Origin of the sequence: Fictibacillus phosphorivorans (assembly GCF_001619875.1) — a bacterium.
Lineage (GTDB): Bacteria > Bacillota > Bacilli > Bacillales > Fictibacillaceae > Fictibacillus > Fictibacillus phosphorivorans_B.
In genome coordinates this window covers 1-25,714 of the sequence record NZ_LRFC01000001.1, presented here as the reverse complement: position 1 = coordinate 25,714, position 25,714 = coordinate 1, and the positions used below count along the sequence as shown (strand labels likewise).

The window sequence follows — 25,714 nt, the reverse complement described above, 5'->3', positions numbered from 1 at the left end:
TTACTTACTTCTCTCCAGTGATTGTACGAAGGATTAAGTCTACACTGTCAGATGCTTTAAAGCTCTCCATGTTTCGCTTCATATTCACTTGATCGGACTTTAAATCTTTTAGTGAAGAAACCAGCGTTGCTTTTGTTAGCTCTTCTTCATACAAAATGTGACAATAGCCTTGTTTTTCAAAGGATTGAGCGTTAAGAATCTGGTCTCCCCGGCTCGCGGCTCTTGAAAGCGGAATAAGCAGCATCGGGATCTTAAGCGTCAGCCATTCAAAGATGCTGTTTGATCCAGCACGTGAAATCACGAAATCTGTTGCAGCAACAACATCTGGCAGTTCACTTTGAATATACTCAAACTGTCGGTATCCTTCTGTATTTAATAGGTTTTCATCCAGATTTCCTTTACCGCAAATGTGTACAATTTGATAAGAACGGAGCAGTTCAGGAAGTCCTTCACGAACGGCCTCATTAATTTTTCGCGCGCCTAAGCTTCCACCCATAATGGTTAAAACCGGCAAATGACCTCTGAATCCCAAGAAAGAAAGCCCTTTTTCTTTAGAGCCTTGAAGCAGCTCATCGCGAATAGGTGAGCCGGTTACGATCGCTTGACCTGCAGCAAAATGCTTTTTCGCTTCATCAAACGTAACAAAAATCTTAGAAGCAAACTTAGACGATATTTTGTTTGCAAGTCCTGGCGTAATATCAGATTCATGAATGTACACAGGGATTTTTCTCATCCATGCTGCAATCACTACGGGAACAGCTACGAAACCGCCCTTTGAAAAAACAGCGTCCGGCTTGATCTTGCCAAGCCTGAAATAAGCTTGTGCAACACCTGCTGCCACTTTAAAAGGATCTTTTATATTTTTCAAATCAAAATAGCGTCGAAGTTTCCCGCTGGATATACCGTAATACGGCACGTTCGTTCCATCTTGTATCAAACTTTTCTCTATTCCATCAACAGAACCGATATAATGCAGGTCCCATCCCATTTTCTCTAATTTAGGTATTAATGCCAGATGCGGTGTTACATGTCCAGCTGAACCACCGCCCGTTAGTACTAACTTTTTCAAACAGCATTCCTCACTTCTTTTATATCCGCCGTGCTTGATTAGCGCGGATTTTATCTTATCGCCATTTTAATATATGTAGCCAAAAAAAGAAAATGGCATGTGAGTGATAATTGTGTGTAAATTCGTATAAAATCACCTTTGTACTAGCAGGATTGCAGGTAGTTAAGATGGAGAACTTTGTAGTCACTAATACGGTGTGGGGTATTAATACACCTGTTAAGAATACTTCTAAACTTAATTTACCAAATTCAAGCTATCATTTCTCCAGTTCTACTCATATATTGGCGAGTTTTACTCACATAATGACGAAACGACATTTTTCTACAATTCGGAACTCATTTATACCCTCAACCCAACATCGTCAACTATAAAAAAAAGCGGCCGATTAGACCGCTTTTCCCTTCACTCACACTTTCACTTACACAGAACTTTTCTCTTTTTTTCGCGCTGGCGGTACATGAATCGCTTTTCCGCTTATACTTTCAATCGCTTCAAGCCAAGCTTCGTTCAAAGCTGGGTGTGCGTAAATGGGATAGGCTAGATCCTCTTCCCTCGCAACCATCTCTAGCGCATATGTTCCTGCTTGAATCATTTCGATGGCGCCCGCTCCCATCATATGAACGCCGAGCACAACATCGCTCTTCGCATCCATTATCATTTTGGACAGCCCTTCTTTTTGACCGAGTATGGAAGCAAACCCATTGCCGCTCATGGAAAACTGCCCGGTTTTCACTTCATATCCTTCCGCACGAGCCTGTTCTTCTGTCAGTCCAACAGAGGCAATCGGCGGGTTCGTGTGCACCACAAAAGGTATCAAACTTAAAGAGAACGCTGACTTATGTCCTGACATATGTTCAGCTGCAGTCTTTCCTTGTTTGATCGCTTTTGAAGCTAACTTCATTCCGATCGTACAGTCACCTGCGGCATAGATGTTGGCTATGCTGCTTTGACTATGTTCGTTTACAATAATAAAGCCTTCTTCGTCACGTTCTAGTCCAAGGCTTTCAAGACCAAGATCTTCCACATTGGGCGAATAGCCGGCGGCATACAACACGTGTGAAGCTTCCACAGATACTTTCTCACCATCGTCTTTTTTTAACGTTACGGTAACGGTATCACTAGCTTCCTCAGCGCTATCCCAACTATGATTCTTGAAGACTTTAATCTTGTTTTTCTTCAGCACACGCTGTAATTCTTTTTCAATGCTAGCGTCTAAACCAAAGCCTTCAGCTGGAATCACTAAGTTTACATCACTTCCAAGCTGCTTATATGCCATCGCTGCCTCTAAAGCGAAGTAATCTTCCCCATAGATTAAAAGACTTGCTGGCACCCCACTCAACTTCCACAACGTGTGAGGTGTCATCACCCGGTTTGAAAGTGCTGCATGATCCGGTAATAACGGTGAGCTCCCTGTAGCAATAAGAGCGTACTCGAATTCGTACATCTCAAAGTGATGGCCAGAATCGATTCCGATTCTCTCACCTGACATAAAGGATGCTTTACCCGTTAAATGCTCGATCTTGTTCGCTTTAATTAACGCTTCTACACCCTTTTGAAGACCAGCTACAACAGAAGAATAATAGTTTGTGAACGTGTCATACTCAAAACTCGCTTCTGTAACCGAGATCCCCATCTGGTTGAATTGAGAAAGCGCTGATAAATTAGCTGCTGCCTGTGTCAGACTCTTTGAGGGAATGCAACCTTTATGGAGACAAACACCGCCTAGCTTTTCCTTTTCAATCAGCGTGACTTCCATTCCAAGCTGAGCCGCACGGATCGCAGCATGATATCCGCCAGGTCCGCCGCCGATAATCACCAGCTGTCGTTTTGTTGCAAAATCACCTACAACCATCTATATCAGCTCCAGTGTCATGAAGTATGGATTCTCGATGAGTTCTTTTACACGGTTCGTGAACATAACAGCTGTTGCGCCATCCGCCACTCGGTGATCAAATGACATGGATACGTTCATCATCGAACGGATCACGATTTCGTTGCCCACAACTACTGGGGTTTTCTTTGTTTTATGAAATGCCATAAGCGCCACTTCTGGGTGATTGATGATCGGTGTCGCTGCGATTGATCCGAGCGGTCCTACGTTAGAAATCGTAAATGTACCGCCTGTCATATCTGAACCCTTCAACTTGTTTGTTTTCGCACGTGTGATCTTATCCTTCATATCCACAGCGATATCACGTACATTGCGCTGCTCGACGTGAGAAATAACAGGTACGATCAGACCTTCATCAGAGTCAGTGGCGATCCCGATATTAACGTTTTTCTCTAATCGGATCACTTCATTCTCTTCATCAAGCTTCGCGTTGAAAATTGGGAAGTCTTTTAGTGCAATTTGAATCGCTTTTACAAAGAAAGCCGCAACAGACACGTTCATGCCGCGTTTGTTGTCAGGATCCATCGCTTTAAGCTGCTTCTTCAGATCCATAACAGCGGTCACATCGATCTCTTCAAAATGAGTGACGTGCGGAATCGTTGTAAGAGACTGAACCATTTTCTTGGCAATCTGTTTTCTGCGTCCTTTAAACGGAATCTCTTCTGCATTCTTTGTTGTAAACGATGGAGCTGTATTCACTTCTTTAGGAGCTTCACTCTTAATCTTCTCTTCTGCTTTTGGTGCTGAGCCATTCTCGATAAAGTTATAAACGTCTTGATCGGTTACACGTCCGCCAGCTCCTGTACCGGTAATCTGTTCAATATCTACACCGTTCTCACGGGCAATTTTTCTTGTAAAAGGAGCTGCAAGCACACGCTTGTTCAGTGTTGCGATGCCTCCAGCAAAAGTGGTGCTGCTTGGAGCTTTGACGATTTTATCAACGACTGGCTCTTCAACGTTCACCTTGTCTTCTGTTTTTGAAGATGGTGCCGTAGATGTTGAAACCGCTTCGATCGTTAAGATAACCGATCCGACCGTTACCACATCGCCTTCTTTTACTTTGATGTCTTTAATTGTTCCGGCTGCAGGTGAAGGAAGTTCTGCTGTCACTTTATCTGTCTGCACTTCTACTAGCGGCTGGTCAATTTTTACGGAATCGCCTGTTTTAACAAAAAAGTGAATCACTTCTCCTTCGTGCATGCCTTCTCCGATATCATGTAATTTCACTTCTACCACTGAACTCACCTCCTAAAATTGCGTTACTTTTTCAATTGCCTGCACAACACGTTCTGCGCTCGGCAGATAGTGATCTTCCAGTGCAAACATCGGTACTGGTGTATCGAATCCTGTTACACGCTCGATTGGCGCCTTCATATAAAGGAACGATGTATCGTTAATGAGTGACATGATGGTCTCGCCTAGTCCGCCTGTTCCAGGTGCTTCGTGAACGATTACTGCACGGCCCGTTTTTTGGACGCTCTCTGCAATCATGTCTTTATCTAAAGGATAAAGTGAACGAAGGTCGATCACATCACACTTGATGCCTTTTCCTTCTGCCGTCTTAGCAGCTTTCATAACAACATCAATCATCGCACCGTATGCAAAAACCGTTACGTCGTCCCCTTCCTGAAGACGGGCTGCTTTTCCAAGTGGAACATTGTACTTGCCATCAGGTACATCCATCTTTGTACTTCTGTAGCAGCGCATCGGCTCTAGGAAAAGAACTGGATCTGGATCTTCAATCGCAGAAATCAGCATGCCTTTTGCATCATACGGATTAGATGGAACAACAACCTTCATCCCTGGCATTCCCGTAAATAGTGCTTCAACGGAATCTGAGTGGATCTCTGGTGCGCGCACTCCTGCTCCAAATGGTGCACGAATAACCATCGGCACGGTAAAAGCTCCAAGCGTTCTCGCACGAATTCGGGATGCATGCGTCATTATCTGGTTAAACGCCGGATAGATGAACCCAAGGAACTGCATCTCAGCAATCGGTTTGAATCCGTTCATCGCAAGACCGATAGAAGTCCCGATGATGCCAGACTCTGCAAGAGGTGTATCAATGACACGCTTATCGCCAAATTCAGCCACAAGGCCATCCGTTGCACGGAACACACCGCCATTTTGACCAACGTCTTCGCCAAGTACGATTACGTTTTCCTGCTCTTTCATCATTACTCTCATGCCGTCTGTTACGGCTTGAACCATCGTTAATTTCTTCGTATCAACTGCCGTTGTCATTAGCGATCACCTCTTGAATGAGCGTATGCTTTCTTTTGGCTTTCAATCGGCCAAGGATTTTCCGCAAAAACATGATCAAACACATCATTATAATGTGGTGCTGGCGCTTCTTCCATCTCTTTTACCGCTGCTTCAATCTCACTTGTCAGTGATTCTTGGAGATCTAGAGCCCATTTCTCATCCCACATGTTTTCGTTTTTCATAAAACGTTCGAGTCGTAAAATCGGATCCGTCGTTTCTCGGCGACTTGTTGATTCTTCTTGGTTTCTATATTTAGAAGGATCATCAGCCGTTGTATGTGCGCCATAACGCCACGTTACCGCCTCAATTAATGTTGGCCCTTCTCCTTTACGTGCGCGTTCAACTGCTGTACGTGTGTGGAAGTAGACAGCAAACACATCATTTCCGTCTAGACGAACGCCTTCCATCTCATAAGCTACCGCTTTTTGAGCGATCGTTTTACTCTTCATCTGCTTTTCGATCGGAACTGAAATTGCGAATCCGTTATTTTGGTTAAAGAAAATAACAGGTGCGTTAAACACGCTCGCAAAGTTCAATCCTTCGTGAAAATCACCTTCAGAAGTTGCACCGTCTCCAAAGTAAACGATCGAAGCGCGGTCTGTTCCTTTTAACTTTTCAGCCCAAGCTGCGCCCGTCGCATGCAAAAGCTGTGATGCAATCGGAACGGCAGGAGGGAAAATGTTCTTTCCTTCTGGCGGAATACACCCTTCTTGGCGTCCTTTCCAATAAAGGAAGAGCGTTTTTAGTGAATGCCCAAAAGTCATTGTAGCCGCATGATCACGATAAGTCGGGAACATCCAGTCACCTTCACCCATCGCCATCGCGCTTCCGATCTGTGATGCTTCCTGACCCTCAAACGGAACGTACGTACCAATCCTTCCTTGACGCTGAAGGTTTACCCCTTTGCGGTCAAAAAGTCTTGAACGAAGCATCTTCGTATAAAGCTCTTTCGTTAGTTCCTCTGTGATCTCACCGCGGTATGTTTCATCATTCCACTCGCCGTTCTCATCAATGATCTGCAATTTCGGAAATAACTTCTCCATGGATTAAAGCCCCTCCTTAGTTTCGAACCTGCCATTTTGGTCTTCTGTTATGAGCAAAAAAGCTGTTTCGTTTTGTTCTAGCAGCAAGCTTCTCTTCACAGAAAAGGTTTGCGGCTTCCATCGTTGAAATTTGATTCTTCGTGCTCTCGCTATAAATCTGGATCAAGCTGTCATAGATCGCTCTCGTTTTTGTTAAAACACGTGCTTTGTTCGGTCCGTATAGTTCATCAGCCACTTGAATCAAGCCGCCTGCGTTTACGATATAGTCAGGTCCATACAGAATGCCTTGCTGCTGCAGATAGAGACCGTGTTTGTCTTCTAGAAGCTGGTTGTTTGCGCTTCCTACGATCGCTTTTACTTTTAACTTGTCAATCGTCTCGTCGTTTATGATTCCGCCAAGTGCACAAGGAATGAAGATATCTGCATCTACTCCATAAATGTCGTTACCTTCTACAACTTCCACGTTTCCTGGAAGCAATTCTGCTCTCTCTTGAATCATTTTTAAGGCTTTTTCATTAATATCTGTTACATAGATTTGTGCGCCTGCAGCGAGAAGCTGTTCAGCTACTTTAAATCCAACTTTTCCTAGTCCTTGAATGGAATAAGCTCTCCCTGCTAATTCGTCCGTGCCTTCAAGCGTTTGGATCGTTGCTTGAAGTCCGTAGATTACGCCTTGAGCCGTTGGAACAGAAGAGTCACCGCTTCCGCCATATTCTTCTGGAACACCGACAATACAGTTTGTTTCTTTTAACGCATGAACAAAATCATCAGGCGTCGTACCCATATCTGTTCCTGTGTAGAATCTGCCGTTTAACGAATCAACAAATTGACCGAAAGCACGGAACAACTCTGGTGATTTATCAGAAGTGGGATCTCCGATAATGACTGATTTCCCGCCTCCAAAATCCACATCTGCGCCTGCACACTTGTATGTCATGCCTTTTGAAAGGCGAAGAACATCTTCTAATGCTTCATCAACTGACGCATACGGTCTCATTCTGCATCCGCCAAGAGCAGGTCCAAGGGTAGTGTTATGTATAGCAATGATTGCCTTGAGACCTGTTGATGGATCGTTACAAAAAACAACTTGCTCGTGCTGTGAAATTTTTTCAAACATGTGTAAATCCCCCTAGTATGTCTCTTTTCACTTTGTTTCTCTTTTGCTTTGCTGCTTTAAAGTGTAAGCGCTTTCATTAATGTAAAAAAAATTTTATATTTTCATCTCTTCAATTTTCTGTGTGATCGCTGCTCTTGGCAGGATATATTGTGTAACTTCTCCTTCACCTGCAACCGCTTTTCCGTTATAGACGGTCACATCACAAATAACTGCTTTTCCGTTTACTTCTCTCAATGTAGCTGTAACGGTAAGTTCAGCACCTTCTGGAGTCGGTGCCATATGTTTGGCTGCTATCCCCCCGCCGATTCCTTCTTCATGTTCTTCAAGATATGGCAATATTATCTGCCTTGCTGCCCATTCCATATGGTAAACCATGCTGACAGTCGAATATGCTGGGTGAACCAGCTTCCCTTCAAATTGAGCAAACATATCGGGTGTAACGGTAGCTGTGATGGTAGCTGTTTGACCTACCTCCATGCCTGGTTTCATGCACACACCTCATATCTTTCATCTAATTTATATAACGTTTTCTTAACGTAATCATATCATTTTGTGTGATAGTCGGTCAATGAATCGCCTGAATTGTTCTGTTTGTATGAAATATGAAAAATGTGCAAAAATGATGTTGGAGGTGTTTTAACCTATGGATGGTTGTTTATTCTGTTACCCAATGAGTTTTCCGGGGCAAAAAATAGAGTTAGAGAATGATAGCTGCTACTTTCTGCAAAGTCCGAAAGCACAAGATATCTTGGAAGGTGCAGGGTTAATTATTCCAAAAGCCCATAAAGAAACTGTATTTGATTTAAGTGAAAAAGAGTGGACAGACACATACGAAATGATGCAGAAAGCGAAGAAATTGTTGGATTTGGAGTATCAGCCAGACGGTTACAGCACTGGCTGGAACGTCAATCCAGTCGGCGGCCAAAGTATTCCACATGCTCATCTTCATATCATTCCTCGATTTAAGGACGAGCCTTTTGCTGGTAGGGGCATCCGATCGTGGATCAAATCTGAGGCCAACCGCAGGCCTGGTAAAGAACCTGGGGTCTAAAAACAGCCAACTACCTGTTTTCCGTGATTTATAGACTTTTTTCCGTGATATACAGACCTTTTTCCGTGATTGTCTCTAATTTTCCCTTGATTGTCATTCATTTTTCCGTGATTGTTCTCTTTTCGGATCCTTACCACAAGAAAAAAGCTGATACAGCACATGCCCTATCAGCTTGATCCTTGTTATTTTTGCAGCTGCTTCAATACTTCGTCCACTTTCGCATGATCTTCAGGTGAATCATCCATGTGCTTCCATAAAACCTCACCATTTCGATCAAACACCCATGAACTACCTTGCACATTCACATCTTGATTTTTTACTGCGCTTAAGAAATGCTTTCTTTCATCTTTTTCTTTTGGCAACATATCGCTTATTTTGACTTCACCTTTTATAAGATCCGCACCTACTGACAGCAAGGTTTTCACCGTGGACATGTGGTGATTTCCCATCTCATGATACACGTTCAGTTCAGGGTCTCCGTAAATTTCAAACGGAAACACACCATGTACATCCAGGAACTCTTGAATCTGCTCACGATCTGCCGGTGAAACAACGATCACTTTTACTGACAATCGATCAAACTCCTCATATGACTCGCGCAACTGCGCAAGGAAGTCTTGATAATAAGGTCAGCCGAGGTGTCTGACTAACACAACGAACGTTCTGTGATCTCCAAACAAATCATGAAGGGCAACAGACTCTGAACTTTTAACCGATACCAGTTGCTGATCTAGATTCATCAAAATAGCCTCCTAGTGTTAAACGTTCGGATATTCCTGAGAAAGAGGATGAAGCATGATCTCATCAACAACCATATGTTTTGGGGCGCTTGCCATGTAAACTACTGCCTCTGCAATATCATCCACCTTCAGCCAGTCCTCTTTAAAATCAAGACCAGGCTCAGAGTCAGCAAAATATGTGTCAATGGCACCTGGGTTCACTGTACCCACACGCACGCCGAATTCGCGCAGCTCTTGTGCAAGAGAACCTGAAAATCCTTGAACCGCGTATTTTGTGGCAGTGTACACAGAGCCATTCGCAATCGTTCTCCGGCCGACATCAGATGAGATTGTAATGATCGTCCCTGTTTTACGCTCTTTCATATGTGGAACAACCGCTTTACTACATAAGAATACACCTTGAACGTTAACTTCAAACATATGTTTAAAATCTGTTAAAGAATGCTCTTCTGCCAGCTTAAATTGACCTACTCCTGCATTGTTTACTAAAATATCAACTTGTCCGTATTGATCAAACGTTTGTTTAAACAGATCAGCTACTTCTTCCTCTTTTGTTACATCTGCTTTTACCGCTAGTACTTCATAGCCTTTATCACTTAATTCGTCCGCTGTTTTAAAAATATCGTCTGAGGAACCAACGACTGTTAACTTGGCACCTAGTTTTCCTAATTTTTCTGCGATCGCTCTGCCACATCCGCGAGACGCACCAGTTACGACTGCAATTTTTTCATTGATCATAGTAAAACCTTCCTTTCACTGCTGTGTTACTTTCCTAGTCTATTATAAGCATGAAAAAGACGCAGCACCAAATTCGGTCTGCGTCTTTCTTATATAAAGTCTCATTAGAATTAATTGTTTTTTGAGCCCTTTTGTTACTTTCTTGACAGGTTGATTGGAGTGCAAGGTACGAGACTCCTGGGGGATTAGCGGGACAGGTGAGACTCCTAGATGCGCAAAGCGCAGAGGAGGCTCACCGCACGCCCCCCGGAAAGCGAGTACCTGGAACGGAAATCAACCACTTTCAGAAGCAACAAAGATTAAAACAACCCAAGCGTATTAAAGAATACAATTACGATGATGACTGGCACGATATAACGAATCAGCATCAGCCATAATGCAAAACCTCTTTTTGTCACGGAAGAACCTGCTCTAAATTCCTCTAGCAGCATTTCTTTCGGATAACGGTAACCTACGAATAAAGCGATAAATAATGCTCCTAGCGGCAATAAGATGTTACTAACTAAGAAGTCTAATAGATCGAAAATCGTTTTACCGAAAAGTGTTACATCTGACAGTACACCCATTGAAAGTGCGGATGGAACCCCAGCTGCAAAAATCAGAACACCGATGATCCAAGACCATTTTGCACGATGTGATAGCTCACCTTTTGTAATGGATGCAACAATGATCTCAAGCATGGAAAACGCCGATGTTAACGTCGCAAACAAGAACAGCGCTAAGAATACAATGAAGAAAAATTGTCCGAAGACAATTTGATCAAATACTGCTGGAAGAACAACGAACAATAATCCTGGACCTTCTGTAGGCTCTAGTCCTAATGAGAATACTCCTGGGAAAATCGCCAATCCGGCTAATAGAGAAATCAAAACGTTAAGCAAAACGATTGTTGTTGCGGATTTCGTTAAGCTTTCTTTTTTACTCAAATATGAGCTGTACGTAACCATTACGGAGATACCGACACTCAGCGAGAAGAACGATTGTCCTAATGCAAAAAGAATGTCGTCCGAACCGATCTCTGAGAAGTCTGGGAACAAGAAGAACTTAACGCCTTCCATCGCGTTATCCAGTGTCAATGAACGGATGATTAATACAGCAAACAGCACAAAAAGGGCTGGCATCATAATCTGGTTTGCTTTTTCAATACCGTTTTTAATTCCGCGGCTTACAACAAAGATCGTAATCATCATAAAGATAAATTGTGAGATCAATACTGGCCAAGGACTTGAGATGGATTCGCCAAATAGGGCACCAAAATCATGGTTAAAGAAGTTGCCTGAAAAGCTTTTGCTAAGATAAAGGACGATCCAGCCTCCAATAACACTGTAAAAAGATAATAAGATAAATGCAGTTGCTACACCCATTCTTCCTAGCCATGGCCATGCAGAACCTGGAGCGATTGTCCGGTAAGCGGAAACCGCCTCTTTTTGTGCCCCTCGTCCGATGACAAACTCAGCCATCAAAAGCGGAAAACCAACTAAAAACGTAAACAATAAAAAGATGAGGAAAAAAGCTCCTCCACCACTAGTACCTGCTACATAAGGAAACTTCCAAATTGCTCCGAGTCCGATTGCAGATCCTGCTGCAGCTAAAATAAAGGCTAACTTCGACGTCCACTGGTCTTGCTGTTTCATAGTTTAATACTACCTCCCCTGTTACAAATACAACTAGCTTATATTAAACGTTTGTTTAACATACTAACTGTTTCTTGCGCTTCTTTCATCATGGTTTCAAGCAGGTCTTTTACGCTTGGCACATCATTAATGGCTCCAGCGATCTGCCCGCTGTTAATAAAACCGTTCTCCAAGTCCCCTTTTACAGCCCCTAAAATGTGGTGGTCCTCTGAGGTGTGTGCTAAAAACTCTTGGGGTTCGACGCCATTTTTTTCAAGCTGGATCAGCTTTTGAGCATAAGGTGTATCATAAATTCTTCTGATCTTTCCTGTCGAACGTCCGACGATCAACGTTTTTGTATCATCTGCCTCAACTAACGATGTTTTGTAAATATCGTGAAAAGGTGCTTCTTTTGTTGCGATAAAACGGGTACCCATCTGCACGCCTTGTGCTCCTAGAGCGAAGGCTGCAGCCAATCCGCTTCCGTCTGCAATCCCTCCAGCAGCAATGACCGGTATTGCCACACTTCGGGAAACTTGAGGCAGAAGCACCATTGTTGTCGTCTCGTATGGTGAGTTCAATCCTGCTGCTTCATAGCCCTCAGCCACAAGCATATCTGCCCCTGCAGCTTCCGCTTTTTGCGCATGATAGACGGAAGCAACAACGCAAATAACTTTTAATCCATTTTCCTTTAATTTTGCTATGTAAGGTGCAGGATTACCCGCAGAAAGAGAAACAACCTCGACTTTATGTTTGATCAGTAGCCTTAAGATTTCTTTAACATCTGATGCAACGGTTAAAGGTACATTAACAGCAAATGGCTTTTCTGTCATCCCCTTTGTTGCAATAATTAAATCCTCTACCTCTTCAGGTGACATTGTGCCAGCGCCAATCGTGCCCAATCCACCTGCATTTGATATCGCAGAAGCTAGCTCTGCATTGCTAACATTTCCCATTCCGCCTTGTATGATAGGAAACTTAATATTTAATTTTTCGCAGATAAGATTCAAATTCTCCACCTCCCATTCTTACCTTTGTTATACTGAACCTGTATACCTGAAATTAGGGAGGTTCATTATGAAATACTCATTTAATGGCAAAACACCAGACATTCATGAAAGCGCTTTTATCGCCCCTGGTGCTCATGTTATCGGTGATGTAACAATCGGCGAAGGCTCAAGCATCTGGTTTAACTCTGTTCTTCGCGGTGATGAAGGACCGATCTCCATCGGTAAAAAAACAAACGTTCAAGACAACTGTACCCTTCACCTGTATGAAGGCTACCCGCTAATCTTAGAAGATGAAGTATCGATCGGACACAACGTGATCCTGCACGGCTGCACTGTAAAAAAAGGTGCTCTCGTTGGCATGGGTTCTACCATTCTTGATGGTGTAGAAATCGGTGAACAAGCCTTCATCGGTGCAAACACTCTCATTCCCCCAGGCAAAAAGATTCCGCCTCGTGTAATGGTTATGGGGTCACCCGGTAAAGTGGTCCGCGAATTGAACGACGATGACCTAAAGCTCATCCAGCTAACGATCGACACGTATTACGAAAAAGGGCAGCAGTTTGCGGCTGAACTAAAAAAGTAACTTATTTTGAAGCACTTTCGTTCATATTCCGAAAGTGCTTCTATTTTTTAATAGAAATTGTTACTTTTGACTGCGTTAGCAAGTTGATTGTAGCGTAAGGATGCGAGACTCCTGCGGGACAGGCGGGCAGGTGAGACACTTATACGTGAAACGTACGAATGTGGCTCACTGCCTGCCCCGCGGAAAGCGAGCAGCCTGGAGCGAAAATCAACAACTTTCAAAAACAACAACGTTTTCACGATAGTGCTTTTTCCATCTAAGAATTACTTCTCCTGAATAAGCGGATGATTCAGCACATCATGTTTTGTATTCTTTTTCAATTCATTCCCATCTGAATAGATGCTTTCAAAGAAACGGCTTGCTGGTCCGGCAAGCGCTCGGTAGTAATCACTGAACAATGAGGCTGCGTGATCGCCGAGCCATTCAGCTGGCAGCAGCTCCTCAGGCAAGCCCGGATCGATAAAAAGGAACTTTCGGTATTCGTGGACGAGTTTCGTTCTTTCCACAAAGCATTCACCGTCCGTCATTTCTCCTTTTTCGATCTTGTTCTTATCAATTACATACTTTTGTGAATACGTCACGATGAAATCATTGTATTTCGTGTTGATATCATTGAGATCCCAGCACTCAGATACAAGTTTTTCATTTTCATTCGGCCCGTTATAAACCGCTGTAAATGAATGAACATATTCTTTAATATCGTATTTATCGATCATGGACTGAATTTGGTCAGATGATGGATGAGGTGAGATCCAGAAACTATTTGCTAGTAAACCAAAGCCGCTCCAAACAAGCTCTTTTCGAAGTTCATCCCTAATGCTTCTTTTCTCTTCCGGAATCGTATACGTGAACATCATCCATTCGCCGTTCCACGGTTCCTGCTGCACGTTAAAAATCCTTTTTGCAGCTTCATCCATTCTCTTTTTTCCACGGTCTGTTAAATAATAATAGCTCTTATTTCCTTGTTTTCTAGCTGCAATCCAGCCTTGTTTGTTCATTCTAGAGATCGCTGCTCTAACCGCTTGTTCATTGTGGCCAAACTCTTCTAACAAACGAATCAGGCTGCCGATCCAGATTTCGCTACCATAATGACGGATATAATCTCCGTAAAGCGTAAAGATCATGGAGCGTGTGTTTAAACTATTCTGCATGTTCATACCCTCATTTGTACCTGTTATTGTCTGTACAATCCTACCATAAAGATCCCTTGACTGACCCCACGTTTTTCACGTCAGTCTTAGTTGCGCTTATACGATCGACCTAAATCGGTTACCTCGTCGAAAATCAATCGTGCAAATAATTATACTTTATAATAGTGGAACGATAGAGACAGAAACAAGTTACTCTCCCTTAAAAACAGGTGGTCTTTTTTCACCGAAAGCGACAAGCGCCTCCATTCGGTCTTTTGTCGGAATCGTCACTTCATACGCTTTTGCTTCAATCGCAAGTCCTGTTTGAAGATCCACTTCGGTTCCGTGCTTGATTGCATATTTTGCTTGCTGGACTGCAACAGGTCCGTTCTTCATAATCAGTCCTGCATAGTTTTCACAAACTGCCATCAGCTCTTCTCTTGATGTAACCTGGTTTAAGATGCCGTATGAAAAAGCTTCTTCGGCCATCATCTTTTTCGCTGTCAAAATAAGTTCCATCGCTTTTGCCTGACCGATTAACCTTGGAAGACGCTGTGTTCCTCCTGCACCAGGAATGATTGCCCAGCTCAGTTCAGTTAGCCCCATTGATGCTTCTCTTACAGAGACACGAAGATCACATGCAAGAGCCAATTCAAATCCTCCGCCAAAAGCATGACCGTTGATCGCACAGATCGTAGGCTGCGGTAATGCCTCTACAGCAGAGAACACATCGCGGATCTTACGTACGTTTCTGCGAACTTCTGATTCAGTGAGCGTTCGTCTTTCTTTTAGATCAGCACCTGCACTGAACGCCTTTTCGCCTGCTCCAGTAAAGATAACGACACGAACATCATTGTTGTGATGAATGTCTTCTACCACTTCTTCCAGCTCTTTTAGCGTTGCATAGTTAAAGCAGTTTAATACTTCTGGACGGTTCAATGTCACATAAGCAACGAAATTTTTAACTTCGTATAAAATAGCACTCACTTTTAGCTCCTCCTATTCTTGGATCGCTTCAACAATAGAAGCAATTCCCTGCCCTACTCCAATACACATCGTCGCAAGTCCGTATCGTGAACCTTGCTTTTTCATCTCATGAATGAGCGTTGTTAAAATACGTGCCCCGCTTGCGCCTAGCGGATGGCCAAACGCGATTGCTCCGCCGTTTACGTTAACTTTACTGGGGTCCAGTTCCAATTCATTGATGCATGCTAGCGATTGTGACGCAAAAGCTTCGTTCAGTTCAATTAAGTCTAGATCACCCACTGAAAGTCCCGCACGCTTTAACGCTTTTCTTGAAGCTTCGATTGGACCGACACCCATAATGGAAGGCTCAAGACCTGCAACGCCTGACGACACATAGCGAGCTAAAGGCTTTAATCCTAACATATCTGCTTTTTCACGGCTCATCAATAGCAATGCTGAAGCGCCATCGTTCACACCGGACGCATTTCCTGCTGTTACACTGCCGTCTTTAAACAACGGTTTAAGAGTACCTAGTTTTTCAAGGGATGTTTCGGGACGTGGATGCTCATCCTCTGTAATCCATGTTTCATTTCCTTTTCGATCTACTAATCTTACAGGAACGATCTCTTCCTTAAATCGGTTCTGTTCCATTGCTTTTTTAGCTTTCGCTTGAGAGTCGTACGCAAATTTGTCTTGGTCTTCTCTTGATATTTCATATTTCTTCGCTACGTTTTCTGCTGTTTCAGGCATAGAATCAGTACCGAATTTTTCATGCATAAGTGGATTTACGAAGCGCCACCCAATTGTTGTATCAAACATTTTCATATCGCCGCGCGGATACTCTACTTCTGGTTTTCCCATAACAAGCGGTGCACGCGTCATACTTTCGGTTCCACCTGCGATAAAGATATCCCCTTCACCTGCTAAGATCGCCCGTGCTGCATAAATAACAGCGTCCATTCCAGATCCGCAGAGACGATTGATGGTAGTACCACCTACTTCAACCGGTAGACCAGCTAATAGTGCAGACATTCTAGCTACATTTCGATTATCTTCACCAGCCCCGTTCGCATTACCAAAAATAACTTCTTCAATCTCGTGAACAGGTACGAGAGGGTTTCTTTCTACAAGCGCAGAAATAACGACTGCTCCAAGATCATCCGGCCTGACTGACTTTAATTCACCTTTATAGCGGCCAATCGGTGTTCGGACCGCATCAACGATAACAACTTCTCTCATTACTTCTTCACCCCGCTGCTTTCCGTGGTGTAATCGTAAACCCCTTTGCCGGATTTGCGCCCAAGTCTTCCTGCTTTAACGTATTTCACTAAAAGCGGTGCTGGACGGTATTTTTCACCTAGCGTTTTATGAAGATAGTTCAAGTTGTTTAAGCGTGTATCTAACCCTACTAAATCTCCAAGCTCAAATGGCCCCATCGGAAAGTTTAATCCAAGCTTGATCGCTTTATCAATATCTTCTGGCGTACCGACACCTTCTTGAAGCATATAAAAAGCTTCGTTACCGATCATCGCGGAGATACGACTTGTTACGAATCCTGGGAATTCATTCACAGTCACCGTTTCTTTACCCATTTTTACTGCAGCCTCTTTTGCAAGCTCTACGGTTTCATCGTTCGTTTCATGTCCGCGTACAATCTCAACAAGAGGCATCCTGTGAACAGGATTAAAGAAATGCATGGCGATTACTTTTTCAGGACGCTTCGTAAATGATCCAATTTCTGTCGGGCTCATCGTGGATGTGTTTGTAGCAAGTACACAATGACTTGGTGCAGAACGTTCTAATTCTTCAAAAACAGCACGCTTGATCTCTATGTTTTCAGGAACGGCCTCGATCACTAGATCAGCACCGCTTACAGCTGCTGATAGATTCGCAGTGTAGGCTAGTCTTTCTTGCGCTCTTTCCGCATCATCTTGCGAAAGCTTCCCGCGAGATACCGCTTTTGAAAAAATAGAATCGATCTCTCTTTTGGCGTTTTCCAGCTGTTCTTCTTTCACATCAACGAGTTGAACGTCAAATCCTCCAACTGCACAAACGTAAGCAATCCCTCTCCCCATGACACCAGATCCGATGACTACTGCATTTTGCAACATGATCTCTCCTGCCTTTCTTTTAAACAAGTGTTTAACGTTTTTCGTATTTTCTGTTGCTTTTGAAAGGGTTAATTTCCGCTGCAGGGCTCGCTTTCCGCAGGGTGTGCGGTGAGCCCATTCGCCACTCTGCGACGAACGGTCTCACCTGTCCCACTCATCCTGCAGGAGTCTCGCCCTTCCACTTCAATTAACTATTCAAAGAAGTATTATTTAAAGTTTATTAGCAGCAGAATTCTTGTATAAAAAGCGAGCACAACGGCCCGCTTTTATTTTTGTGTTTTTTTTATAAGAGCTTTTGGAATTTGTTCTCCATTGACAAGTTGATTGGAGTGAAAGGTGCGAGACTCTCGGCTAGGACGAGCGGTCAGGTGAGACACTTAAGAGTGAAACGTACGAATGTGGCTCACCGGTCGCCCCGCGGAAAGGGAGCACCTGTAACGGAAATCAACTACATTCAAGAGCTACAAAGACTTCTTACAAATTAAAAGGATTTAAAGGACGAGATCCTGTATAAGAAACAACACTCTTTGTTTCTGTATAAAGATCAAGCGTTTCAATACAAAGCTCACGGCCAAAACCTGACTGCTTATAGCCTCCGAACGGCGTTCCCGGAAATGCTGAGAACGGTGAGTTGATCATGATTGTTCCTGCTTGAATCAAGCCTGCAACACGTGTTGCTTTCGCATGGTCTTTCGTCCAAATCGCTGCAGCTAAACCAAAATCAGTGTTGTTTGCTAGTTTCACAGCCTCTTTTTCGTCCTTAAACGTCGAAACAACGACAACCGGTCCGAAGATTTCTTCCTTAACCACTTTCATGTCTTCGTTTACATCTGTAATGATTGTCGGCAAGTACCAGTGTCCGTTTTCAAAGCCATCCACTTTTGCACGTCCGCCCCCAAGAGCAATGGTTGCGCCTTCTTCTTCAGCAGATTTTACATAGCCATCGATCACTTCAAGCTGACGCTCAGAGATGATTGCCCCAACATGAGTACCTTGATCAAGCGGATTTCCAAGAACAAGTTTCTTCGCTTTCTCAACAAACTTTTCCATGAACGCGTCATAGACACTTTCCTCAATGTAAAGACGAGAACGGGCTTCACACGATTGCCCTGTGTTATAGAAAATACCGAATAATGAGCCATCAACTGCAGCATCAAGATCTGTATCTGCAAACACCAAGTTCGGTGATTTACCGCCAAGCTCAAGCGTTACACGTTTTAATGTCTGAGATGCTTTTGCCATGATGTCTTTTCCTGTTCCTGTTTCACCAGTAAACGCGACTTTATCGACACCTTCATGCTCTGCAAGATAAGAACCGACAGTTGCCCCATCACCTGTGATAATGTTTACAACACCTTCAGGTACACCAGCTTCGTGGCAGATCTCAGTCATTACGATTGCTGTAAGTGGCGTTAAGCTTGCGGGTTTTAAGATTACAGAACATCCTGTTGCGATAGCCGGCGCGATCTTCCACGCTGCCATCATCATCGGATAGTTCCAAGGAATAATCTGTGCACAAACGCCAAGAGGCTCTTTTAACGTGTAGTTCATGAACGGCCCTGGCAACGGGTTCACAGCACCGCGGTGGCTGACGATCGCTCCCGCATAGAACTCAAAGTCTTCGATGGCTTGCATGACTTGCCCTTGAGCTGCGCTTAATGATTTTCCGCTGTTTAAAATCTCAAGCTCTACAAGCTCATTGTAACGAGAACGCATGATGCTTGCGATCTTATTCATCGTACGAGAACGCTTGTTTACAGGAGAGCGCTTCCATTTTCCTGTTTCAAAGGCAGTTCTTGCTGCCTCAACAGCACGGTCAACATCCGTTTTTGTTGCTTTAGCTACCTTTGCCAACGGTTCACCTGTTGCTGGATTATATGTAACAAAGTACTCTCCCTCTGATCCACCAACGCTTTGTCCGCCAATAACCATTTCGTACACATCACGTTTTACTGCTTTAACTTCTGTCTTTGCTGTACTCAAATTCTCCACTCCCTTTAGTCTTGTTGTCTATTTTCCTGTGAATGCGGGTTTTCTCTTTTCTAAAAATGACTGCAAACCTTCTTGATGATCTGCTGACTCTCCAGCAATCTTTTGCGCCTGCGCCTCAAATTCAAGCACTTCGTTCAAATCGCTTTCCCAGCTTTTGTTCATATAGCGTTTAATCAGTCCAATTGCTTTAGTAGGCATATTTGCTAGTTTTTCAGCAAACGTTTCAACTTCGAGCATAAATTCTTCTTCACTAACGGTTTTCGTCACCAAGCCCAGCTCTTTTGCTTCTTGAGCTGTAATTTTTTCACCTAGTACCGCAAGCTCCATCGCTTTTGCGTGTCCGACTAAACGCGGCAAGAAGTAGAGGTTTCCTGAGTCTGGCACAAGGCCAACATGGATGAACGCTTCTATAAAACTTGCTTTCTCGCTTGCAATACGGAAGTCACACGCTAGTGCAAGACTCATGCCTGCACCTGCTGCTACCCCGTTAACAGCTGCGATAACCGGCTTCTCCATAGCAACTAATGCTTGCACCATCGGGTTATATCCTTTACGAAGAACATCACCATAATCCGTGCCAGCAGGTGAGCCTGATAAGTCTTGACCAGAACAGAACGCACGCCCAGCGCCAGTGATAACAACCGCTCTTACATGGCTGTCTTTATTTGCTTCTTTTATCGCGGAAACCATTTCTTTGTGCATGAGTGATGTAAAAGCATTCAGCTTATCTGGACGGTTTAATGTGATCCAAGCCGTCTTCCCTCTAGTTTCATAACTAATCGTTTCAAACATGTTTATCCCCCTACTTCCCTTTAAATTCGGCAGGACGTTTTTCAACGAAAGCTTTCATGCCCTCTTTTTGGTCCTGTGACGAGAATAATAGATAAAAGTTTTTACGTTCGAACTGCATGCCTTCGTATGTTGAATAGTCGATCGATTTATAGACGGTTTCTTTAATTAATCGGGTAGATAACGGTGCTCGTGAAGCGATAGTTTTCGCATATTTCTTCGCTTCGTCCACTACTAGTTCTGGTGCGATTACGCGGTTGATCACCCCATATTGAAGAGCTTCATCCGCTGTCATCGGGTCACCTAGCCATAGCCATTCAAGAGCTTTCTTCTGCCCCATCAGCTTTGTAAGTTTTACCGTTCCGCCAGCACCAGGCATGACACCAAGCTTGATTTCTGGGAAACCAAACTGTGCGTTTTCTGCGGCAAATAGAATATCAGCGCATAACGCCAGTTCGAAGCCTCCGCCAAAACAGTAACCGTTCACCGCACCGATGATTGGTTTTTTGATCGTTGCTAAGCGGTCCCATTCTTTAAACTGATTTAATAGTTCAAGAGAAACAGCTGTATCCTCTTTCATCTCATCAATGTCGGCACCTGCTGCAAACGCGCGCGCGCTGCCTGTTAAAACAATTGCTTTTACCTCATCATTACGGTCAAAGCTTTCAAAAGCATCTAATAGTTCCGTAACCATCGGCCGGTTGATCGCGTTTAATACACGCGGCCTGTTTAATTGAATCAAGGCAATCCCATCTTCAACAGAGGTTAGAATTGTTTCGTAATTACTCATTGATTTCCTCACCGATCATAAGGGTTACAAGTTCTGCCGCAAAGCTCATCAAGTCTTTTCCAGAAGCTTTACCTTCATCAGATTTCATAGCGGCTTTTAACGCATCATGATCGTCATAGTACATTTCACAAAGAATGTGGTAGTCGCTTTTTCCCATCGGTGAACCAACGATTTTTGTTACTTCCATTTTGCGAAGCCCTGGAATCTTTTTTGTAATCTCTGTATGATGTCCAAAATAGTGCTCGTCGAATTGCTCCAAGTTTTCAGGTGTTTTGTAAAGTGCGATTAGTTTTACCACGTGTGTTTCCTCCCTATTTTTAAACTCATAATGTCTTACTATCCCATATCAGCAACAGGTTTCATTGCTTCAAACGGGTTCTTGCAAGACTTGCAATACAAAATACTTCTGCAGGCTGTTGGACCAAAGATGTTTTCCATCGTTACATATGTGGACCCGCAATACGGGCAATCGATCTCCCAAGGCTCACCCATCACATGGTTTGCCGGAGGAGGCGAGATGCCGAACTCTTTTAATCTCTCTCGACCTTCAGGTGTAATGCGGTCTGTTGTCCACGATGGTGTAAATACAAAATTCACTTCTGCTGAAGTAATTCCTTCTACATCTTCAATTGCTTTTTTTATATCTCGCTCGATGATGTGCAGTGCAGGGCATCCAGAGAACGTAGGCAATACAGACACTTTTACTGCTCCATTTGTTACGTCAACTTCATGCACCATGCCAAGATCTAATATACTGACGGAGGCGATTTCAGGATCTTTTACTTTCCCAAGCGCGTCCATCACACTTTCGGTCATGCTGCTTTTTAATTCGGACACGTGGTTCATCTCCTTTCTAAATCGTCTTACCAGCCAGTCGCAGGGTTTGTTGCATACACTTCTGAAAGTGTTGAAGTCGCTTGCTTTAAGTCATCCGTGTGTACTCCGTTTCGGCCGTTTCCTCTTTCCATACGCGGCTCACCTGGATAATGCGCACCAACCTCTTTAAGGACAGCTTCAATCTTGTTGTTCCATCTCTTTTTCATCACATTTTCGTCATCAATAAAGTTCGCTTTCACGATATCTTCGTAGTAAGGTCCGAGTGTAAGCACACCGCCAAAGTCTTTCCAAACCTTCTGGATCGCGGCCGTCATTCGCTCAATTGCTTCATCCGTACTCGTCATGAGCTGCTTAAACCAGATTTCCCAATGTATCAGGTGATAGTATTGCTCTGTCATGATCTTGCGGGCAGCTTCTGCCAGAGGTCCGTATGCCGAGTGGCGCAGCGAATCTAAACGAATATGCTTGTGCACCGCGTAAAAGTAGTTGCGCACAACGGTAAACGCCCAGTCGTAATCAGGTTCTTTTAAATAGGTGCCCGGTCCGTTCACTTCTTCTAAAATGATAGCGTTTCGGTACTGATCAGGTGTTCTTAGGTGAGCAATTCTGTCTGCTTCTCCCTCTCCAAGATCCTCAAGCAAATTATAGTAAAGGTTTGCATGCCCCATCATGTCTTGAGAGATCGATGAAAACGCAACGTCCTCTTCAATGTGGGGGGCAAGACCAAGCCATTCAGATCCGCGGAACGAAAGGAGAAAGTCATCGTCTGCCAGCTGATAGAGAAGCTCGATTAAAGCTTTTTTTTCTTGTGGTTTTAACGTTTCCTCTGTCATGAATTTTCTCCCCTTCCGCCAAGGATGTGCTGTTCGGTAAACTGCTCCTGGTTATAGTCACGCCATTTTTTCTTCAAATATCCATATCCTTTTGTCTCTCTATACTGTTTATCGAGGCGTTTCAGCATCTCTCTTTCATCCTGGTTAAGTCCTCTGATGTTCTCTCTTTTCACAACCCAAATGTCGGCAACCGTTTCTCTTCTGAAAAAGTTTTCTTTCGCCATGATCAGCGCCATGTCTGCGTTCGGTGCTAAAAGGCTGAAACTATGCTGAAACGGAGATTTATCTGTCTTTTTGCTAAAAACTTCATAAACGTTGTAAAACTCATTTTTCTGTTCGTTCACGATGGTTGTCTCTCCCTTCCGCTGTCAGATCGCCTTTTTAGCTGCTAATGCTTCGCGTACCCACTCGTTATTCTTGTATGAGCTGCGGCGAAGATCTAAGCGATTCTGTGATTGTGGACCGTTGCCTGAAACAATCTGTTTGAACTTGCTCCAGTCTGCGTCCTTATAGATCCACATTTGGCTGTCTTCATCAAAACGAATCGTATCGTCTGGAATTGTTAGTCCAAGCGACCAGATGCGCGGAATGTATTTTGTGAAGAACTCTTGTCTCAGGTCTTCGTTCGTTTTTGTACGAATTTTATACATGATGTTCTTATCGGCATTTGAATTACCGGTTTCTTTAGCAGACTTTGGTCCAAAGAACATGATCAGCGATTCCCACCAGCGGTTTAGTGCATCCTGCAGCATTTCTCGCTGTTCCGGTGTTCCTTCAGCCATCGCTAAAATAATGCTCTCACCGTGCTGTGCGTGGAATACTTCTTCTGCACAGATACGCTTTAACGCTCTGGCGTATGGGCCATACGAAGAATCCAGCATCATGCTTTGCGAGATAATGGCAGCTCCATCAACAAGCCACGCGATAATTCCCGCATCTCCCCAAGTTGGTGCGTCCATGTGGAAAACATTATGAAACTTTAATTTTCCTGAAAATAGATCTTCCATGATATCATGGCGCGTCTTGCCGAGCGGTGCCATTAAGTCTTCTGCTACACGAAGCAAAAGCTGCCCGTGGCCCATCTCATCCTGAACCTTCGCCATAATCGCAAGCTTTCTGTGAAGTGAAGGTGCTTTAGGTACCCATTCCTTTTCTGGAAGCGCTCCCATAATTTCCGAAATGCCATGCATCGAAATTAATCTGATGAGCTGCAAACGGTAATCATCTGGCATCCAGTCATCTGGTTCAATCTTCTCACCAGCGTTGATGCGGTCAAGAAAATGAGTCATTTTCTCTTCTTCATTTAGCTGATTAAAGCTCATACCAACTGTCATGCTATTCTCCTCCTGTTATATTACGTTTATTTACCGTAATTATATTTTATCGTCATATGTTTTAACAATAGTTAAACGCCCATTTTTTTCTGAATTTGCCTAACCACTCTGATTGCCTTGCCCTCAGAACGCGGAATTCCTTTAGGCGGAAATGCTTTGATTTCCATAGAAACGAGACACGTATCTTTAATCTTTTTTGAAATGGATTGTTTTAGAAGTCGTGTTGCCTCATGATGCTCATCCCCATTTGTTACAGCATGAAGTTGTTCTGTTATCTCCACATGAAGTTCAATATGCTCCTTTAACCCTTCAGTTAAAATGTGCACTTGATAATGCGGAACAATATCTTGTATAGATAGAAGGCAATTCTCGATCTCTGACGGAAAAACATTAACTCCTCGAACGATAATCATGTCATCGATTCGCCCTTTCACACGGCTCATTCGTATGGAAGTTCTGCCACAGCTGCACGGCGTGCGCTCAATCGCTGCAATATCCCCCGTACGATAACGGATGATCGGAAAAGCTTCTTTCGTTAAACTTGTAAAAACAAGTTCCCCATACTGCCCATCAGGCATAGGTTCAAGGGTATCTGGATTAATAATCTCAGCGATAAAATGATCATCCATAATATGAAGTCCGTTTTGTGCTTCGTGACATTCCATTGCAACACCTGGTCCCATCACTTCACTCAATCCGTAAATGTCCATGGCTTTAATGTCTAATTTCTCTTCAAGTGTTGTCCGCATCTCTTCCGACCAAGGCTCTGCTCCAAAGATGCCATATTTTAATGACGTAGCTCTTGGATCCTTTCCAAGCTCCTCCATCTTCTCCGCGATTGTTAAAATATAAGAAGGAGTGCCGCATATCACCTGGGGCTTGAAGTCTTCAATCAAAAGAATTTGACGCTCCGTATTTCCTCCTGATACGGGAACGGTAATCATACCGAGCCGCTCCGAACCGTTATGAAGTCCGAGCCCGCCTGTAAAAAGTCCGTACCCATATGCGTTATGAAGCACATTTCCTGGCTCACCGCCCGCAATAGCGATAGAACGCGCCACCATGTCACTCCACCGATGGATATCCCCTTCTGTATATCCAACTACTGTCGGCTTCCCGCTCGTTCCAGATGATGCGTGAAGACGGATAAGCTGGTCTTGCGGTACCGCAAACAATCCAAAAGGGTAATGATCACGAAGGTCTTTCTTAACTGTAAAAGGAAGTTTTTGAAGATCTTCTAACGTTTCAATCGATGAAGGATGTATGGCTATTTCGTCAAAAGCATTTTTGTAAAAAGGTACATTTTCGTATACATTGTGTACCGTCTGCTTTAAGCGATACAGCTGCAGCTCTTCTTTTTCAACACGACTCATGCATTCCACTTGTGGATGGAGGATCATTCCTTTTCATCTCCCTTAATGATATGTAAGCGATTACATTTGAGATTAAAAAAATATGACGTTTTTGTACCGTTATCTAATTATAGTGTAATGTTATTTGTGTTTAGCTTATCATTTATAATAATTTTCTGTCAAATGAAAATAAGTGCTGCAAGCGGTTTGCTAGGTGCCGAGATAGAGAGGATAGTTTCTGCTTTGCATTGAGTCTGTTTGAAGATTATTGAGTCTGTTTGAAGATTATTGAGTCTGTTTAAACTTTATTGAGTCTGTTTCAAGATTATTGAGTCTGTTTCAAGATTATTGAGTCTGTTTAAAATTTATTGAGTCTGTTTAATTGAGTCTAAATGAATTACTGCTCAAAATCATTCCTCTCACATAAACCAAAACAAAAACCGCCATTAGAGGCGGTTTT

Annotated in this window: 25 protein-coding genes and 1 pseudogene; 2 read left to right on the top strand and 24 right to left on the bottom strand. The window is 43.5% G+C overall.

Going from position 1 to position 25,714, the window contains the following annotated elements:
- Nucleotides 1-4: 4 nt before the first annotated feature.
- The 7 genes from AWM68_RS00130 to AWM68_RS00100 all read right to left on the bottom strand — a co-directional run bounded on the left by AWM68_RS00130 (nucleotide 5) and on the right by AWM68_RS00100 (nucleotide 7,874).
- Nucleotides 5-1,069 (bottom strand): undecaprenyldiphospho-muramoylpentapeptide beta-N-acetylglucosaminyltransferase, encoded by a 1,065-nt coding sequence (locus AWM68_RS00130; protein ID WP_066235924.1) that lies wholly within the window; start codon nucleotides 1,067-1,069, stop codon nucleotides 5-7.
- 418 nt (nucleotides 1,070-1,487) lie between these two features.
- On the bottom strand, nucleotides 1,488-2,921 hold the full coding sequence (lpdA, locus tag AWM68_RS00125) for a dihydrolipoyl dehydrogenase (RefSeq protein ID WP_066235922.1): 1,434 nt from the start codon (nucleotides 2,919-2,921) through the stop codon (nucleotides 1,488-1,490).
- Entirely contained in the window at nucleotides 2,922-4,196 is a 1,275-nt protein-coding gene (locus AWM68_RS00120) for a dihydrolipoamide acetyltransferase family protein (RefSeq protein WP_082820506.1), read from the bottom strand. It lies immediately after the preceding gene.
- 12 nt (nucleotides 4,197-4,208) lie between these two features.
- Complete coding sequence (locus tag AWM68_RS00115; protein WP_066235920.1) at nucleotides 4,209-5,204, bottom strand: alpha-ketoacid dehydrogenase subunit beta; 996 nt, start codon at nucleotides 5,202-5,204, stop codon at nucleotides 4,209-4,211.
- The gene (gene pdhA, locus AWM68_RS00110; protein WP_066235918.1) at nucleotides 5,204-6,268 is read right to left on the bottom strand and encodes a pyruvate dehydrogenase (acetyl-transferring) E1 component subunit alpha; all 1,065 of its coding nucleotides are present in this window, start codon (nucleotides 6,266-6,268) and stop codon (nucleotides 5,204-5,206) included. The genes AWM68_RS00115 and pdhA overlap by 1 nt, the downstream gene beginning before the upstream one ends.
- A 16-nt stretch (nucleotides 6,269-6,284) precedes the next feature.
- Nucleotides 6,285-7,385 (bottom strand): Leu/Phe/Val dehydrogenase, encoded by a 1,101-nt coding sequence (locus AWM68_RS00105; RefSeq protein WP_066235916.1) that lies wholly within the window; start codon nucleotides 7,383-7,385, stop codon nucleotides 6,285-6,287.
- A 93-nt stretch (nucleotides 7,386-7,478) separates the two neighbouring features.
- Nucleotides 7,479-7,874 carry a thioesterase family protein gene (locus AWM68_RS00100; RefSeq protein WP_066235914.1) on the bottom strand — a complete coding sequence of 132 codons (396 nt, stop codon included), beginning with the start codon at nucleotides 7,872-7,874 and terminating at the stop codon, nucleotides 7,479-7,481.
- Between the two features lie 154 nt (nucleotides 7,875-8,028).
- On the opposite strand from AWM68_RS00100, the gene AWM68_RS00095 reads away from it, so the two are divergent.
- The gene (locus AWM68_RS00095; protein ID WP_066235912.1) at nucleotides 8,029-8,436 is read left to right on the top strand and encodes an HIT family protein; all 408 of its coding nucleotides are present in this window, start codon (nucleotides 8,029-8,031) and stop codon (nucleotides 8,434-8,436) included.
- A 182-nt stretch (nucleotides 8,437-8,618) separates the two neighbouring features.
- On the opposite strand, the pseudogene AWM68_RS00090 reads toward AWM68_RS00095, so the two are convergent.
- The 4 genes and pseudogenes from AWM68_RS00090 to AWM68_RS00075 form a co-directional block, all read right to left on the bottom strand.
- Nucleotides 8,619-9,041, bottom strand: a pseudogene (locus AWM68_RS00090) (peroxiredoxin-like family protein); the annotation flags it as partial.
- Between the two features lie 153 nt (nucleotides 9,042-9,194).
- Nucleotides 9,195-9,914 (bottom strand): SDR family oxidoreductase, encoded by a 720-nt coding sequence (locus AWM68_RS00085; RefSeq protein ID WP_066235908.1) that lies wholly within the window; start codon nucleotides 9,912-9,914, stop codon nucleotides 9,195-9,197.
- 299 nt (nucleotides 9,915-10,213) lie between these two features.
- On the bottom strand, nucleotides 10,214-11,548 hold the full coding sequence (locus AWM68_RS00080; protein ID WP_066235906.1) for a sodium-dependent transporter: 1,335 nt from the start codon (nucleotides 11,546-11,548) through the stop codon (nucleotides 10,214-10,216).
- Nucleotides 11,549-11,586: 38 nt separating this feature from the next.
- Entirely contained in the window at nucleotides 11,587-12,537 is a 951-nt protein-coding gene (locus AWM68_RS00075; protein ID WP_066235903.1) for an NAD(P)H-dependent flavin oxidoreductase, read from the bottom strand.
- 67 nt (nucleotides 12,538-12,604) lie between these two features.
- Here AWM68_RS00075 and AWM68_RS00070 point away from each other — a divergent pair, with 67 nt between their 5' ends.
- The gene (locus AWM68_RS00070; protein ID WP_066235902.1) at nucleotides 12,605-13,120 is read left to right on the top strand and encodes a gamma carbonic anhydrase family protein; all 516 of its coding nucleotides are present in this window, start codon (nucleotides 12,605-12,607) and stop codon (nucleotides 13,118-13,120) included.
- A 263-nt stretch (nucleotides 13,121-13,383) separates the two neighbouring features.
- Here AWM68_RS00070 and paaX read toward each other — a convergent pair whose 3' ends face one another.
- The 13 genes from paaX to AWM68_RS00005 all read right to left on the bottom strand — a co-directional run bounded on the left by paaX (nucleotide 13,384) and on the right by AWM68_RS00005 (nucleotide 25,302).
- Complete coding sequence (gene paaX, locus AWM68_RS00065) at nucleotides 13,384-14,271, bottom strand: phenylacetic acid degradation operon negative regulatory protein PaaX (protein WP_066235900.1); 888 nt, start codon at nucleotides 14,269-14,271, stop codon at nucleotides 13,384-13,386.
- A 189-nt stretch (nucleotides 14,272-14,460) separates the two neighbouring features.
- Nucleotides 14,461-15,237, bottom strand: a complete 777-nt coding sequence (locus AWM68_RS00060) for an enoyl-CoA hydratase-related protein (RefSeq protein WP_066235898.1) — start codon at nucleotides 15,235-15,237, stop codon at nucleotides 14,461-14,463.
- A gap of 12 nt (nucleotides 15,238-15,249) precedes the next feature.
- Nucleotides 15,250-16,455, bottom strand: coding sequence for a thiolase family protein (locus AWM68_RS00055; RefSeq protein WP_066235896.1), 1,206 nt, complete (start codon nucleotides 16,453-16,455; stop codon nucleotides 15,250-15,252).
- Nucleotides 16,455-17,327: a 3-hydroxyacyl-CoA dehydrogenase gene (locus AWM68_RS00050; protein ID WP_066235894.1), complete on the bottom strand. Its 873-nt coding sequence runs from the start codon at nucleotides 17,325-17,327 to the stop codon at nucleotides 16,455-16,457. The genes AWM68_RS00055 and AWM68_RS00050 overlap by 1 nt, the downstream gene beginning before the upstream one ends.
- Before the next feature lie 474 nt (nucleotides 17,328-17,801).
- The gene (locus AWM68_RS00045; protein ID WP_082820557.1) at nucleotides 17,802-19,259 is read right to left on the bottom strand and encodes an aldehyde dehydrogenase family protein; all 1,458 of its coding nucleotides are present in this window, start codon (nucleotides 19,257-19,259) and stop codon (nucleotides 17,802-17,804) included.
- Nucleotides 19,260-19,337: 78 nt separating this feature from the next.
- Nucleotides 19,338-20,111 (bottom strand): enoyl-CoA hydratase-related protein, encoded by a 774-nt coding sequence (locus tag AWM68_RS00040; protein ID WP_066235891.1) that lies wholly within the window; start codon nucleotides 20,109-20,111, stop codon nucleotides 19,338-19,340.
- A 10-nt stretch (nucleotides 20,112-20,121) separates the two neighbouring features.
- Entirely contained in the window at nucleotides 20,122-20,898 is a 777-nt protein-coding gene (locus AWM68_RS00035) for an enoyl-CoA hydratase/isomerase family protein (protein ID WP_066235889.1), read from the bottom strand.
- Entirely contained in the window at nucleotides 20,891-21,196 is a 306-nt protein-coding gene (locus AWM68_RS00030) for an EthD family reductase (protein WP_066235887.1), read from the bottom strand. The genes AWM68_RS00035 and AWM68_RS00030 overlap by 8 nt, the downstream gene beginning before the upstream one ends.
- 38 nt (nucleotides 21,197-21,234) lie before the next feature.
- Nucleotides 21,235-21,735: a 1,2-phenylacetyl-CoA epoxidase subunit PaaD gene (paaD, locus tag AWM68_RS00025; protein WP_066235884.1), complete on the bottom strand. Its 501-nt coding sequence runs from the start codon at nucleotides 21,733-21,735 to the stop codon at nucleotides 21,235-21,237.
- A gap of 26 nt (nucleotides 21,736-21,761) precedes the next feature.
- Complete coding sequence (paaC, locus tag AWM68_RS00020) at nucleotides 21,762-22,568, bottom strand: 1,2-phenylacetyl-CoA epoxidase subunit PaaC (RefSeq protein ID WP_066235882.1); 807 nt, start codon at nucleotides 22,566-22,568, stop codon at nucleotides 21,762-21,764.
- Nucleotides 22,565-22,912: a 1,2-phenylacetyl-CoA epoxidase subunit PaaB gene (paaB, locus tag AWM68_RS00015; RefSeq protein WP_066235880.1), complete on the bottom strand. Its 348-nt coding sequence runs from the start codon at nucleotides 22,910-22,912 to the stop codon at nucleotides 22,565-22,567. Before paaB ends, paaC begins: the two co-directional genes overlap by 4 nt.
- A gap of 24 nt (nucleotides 22,913-22,936) precedes the next feature.
- Complete coding sequence (paaA, locus tag AWM68_RS00010) at nucleotides 22,937-23,902, bottom strand: 1,2-phenylacetyl-CoA epoxidase subunit PaaA (protein WP_066235879.1); 966 nt, start codon at nucleotides 23,900-23,902, stop codon at nucleotides 22,937-22,939.
- A gap of 71 nt (nucleotides 23,903-23,973) precedes the next feature.
- Nucleotides 23,974-25,302, bottom strand: coding sequence for a phenylacetate--CoA ligase family protein (locus AWM68_RS00005; RefSeq protein WP_066235877.1), 1,329 nt, complete (start codon nucleotides 25,300-25,302; stop codon nucleotides 23,974-23,976).
- Between the last annotated feature and the right edge of the window lie 412 nt (nucleotides 25,303-25,714).

What these genes read in the sequence shown, in the direction of transcription:
- lpdA (WP_066235922.1), bottom strand. Translation starts at nt 2,921, where the DNA reads ATGGTTGTAGGTGATTTTGCAACAAAACGACAGCTGGTGATTATCGGC.
- AWM68_RS00115 (WP_066235920.1), bottom strand. Translation starts at nt 5,204, where the DNA reads ATGACAACGGCAGTTGATACGAAGAAATTAACGATGGTTCAAGCCGTA.
- pdhA (WP_066235918.1), bottom strand. Translation starts at nt 6,268, where the DNA reads ATGGAGAAGTTATTTCCGAAATTGCAGATCATTGATGAGAACGGCGAG.
- AWM68_RS00105 (WP_066235916.1), bottom strand. Translation starts at nt 7,385, where the DNA reads ATGTTTGAAAAAATTTCACAGCACGAGCAAGTTGTTTTTTGTAACGAT.
- AWM68_RS00100 (WP_066235914.1), bottom strand. Translation starts at nt 7,874, where the DNA reads ATGAAACCAGGCATGGAGGTAGGTCAAACAGCTACCATCACAGCTACC.
- AWM68_RS00095 (WP_066235912.1), top strand. Translation starts at nt 8,029, where the DNA reads ATGGATGGTTGTTTATTCTGTTACCCAATGAGTTTTCCGGGGCAAAAA.
- AWM68_RS00085 (WP_066235908.1), bottom strand. Translation starts at nt 9,914, where the DNA reads ATGATCAATGAAAAAATTGCAGTCGTAACTGGTGCGTCTCGCGGATGT.
- AWM68_RS00080 (WP_066235906.1), bottom strand. Translation starts at nt 11,548, where the DNA reads ATGAAACAGCAAGACCAGTGGACGTCGAAGTTAGCCTTTATTTTAGCT.
- AWM68_RS00070 (WP_066235902.1), top strand. Translation starts at nt 12,605, where the DNA reads ATGAAATACTCATTTAATGGCAAAACACCAGACATTCATGAAAGCGCT.
- paaX (WP_066235900.1), bottom strand. Translation starts at nt 14,271, where the DNA reads ATGCAGAATAGTTTAAACACACGCTCCATGATCTTTACGCTTTACGGA.
- AWM68_RS00055 (WP_066235896.1), bottom strand. Translation starts at nt 16,455, where the DNA reads ATGAGAGAAGTTGTTATCGTTGATGCGGTCCGAACACCGATTGGCCGC.
- AWM68_RS00050 (WP_066235894.1), bottom strand. Translation starts at nt 17,327, where the DNA reads ATGTTGCAAAATGCAGTAGTCATCGGATCTGGTGTCATGGGGAGAGGG.
- AWM68_RS00045 (WP_082820557.1), bottom strand. Translation starts at nt 19,259, where the DNA reads ATGGTTATTGGCGGACAAAGCGTTGGTGGATCAGAGGGAGAGTACTTT.
- AWM68_RS00040 (WP_066235891.1), bottom strand. Translation starts at nt 20,111, where the DNA reads ATGTTTGAAACGATTAGTTATGAAACTAGAGGGAAGACGGCTTGGATC.
- AWM68_RS00035 (WP_066235889.1), bottom strand. Translation starts at nt 20,898, where the DNA reads ATGAGTAATTACGAAACAATTCTAACCTCTGTTGAAGATGGGATTGCC.
- paaC (WP_066235882.1), bottom strand. Translation starts at nt 22,568, where the DNA reads ATGACAGAGGAAACGTTAAAACCACAAGAAAAAAAAGCTTTAATCGAG.
- paaA (WP_066235879.1), bottom strand. Translation starts at nt 23,902, where the DNA reads ATGACAGTTGGTATGAGCTTTAATCAGCTAAATGAAGAAGAGAAAATG.
- AWM68_RS00005 (WP_066235877.1), bottom strand. Translation starts at nt 25,302, where the DNA reads ATGATCCTCCATCCACAAGTGGAATGCATGAGTCGTGTTGAAAAAGAA.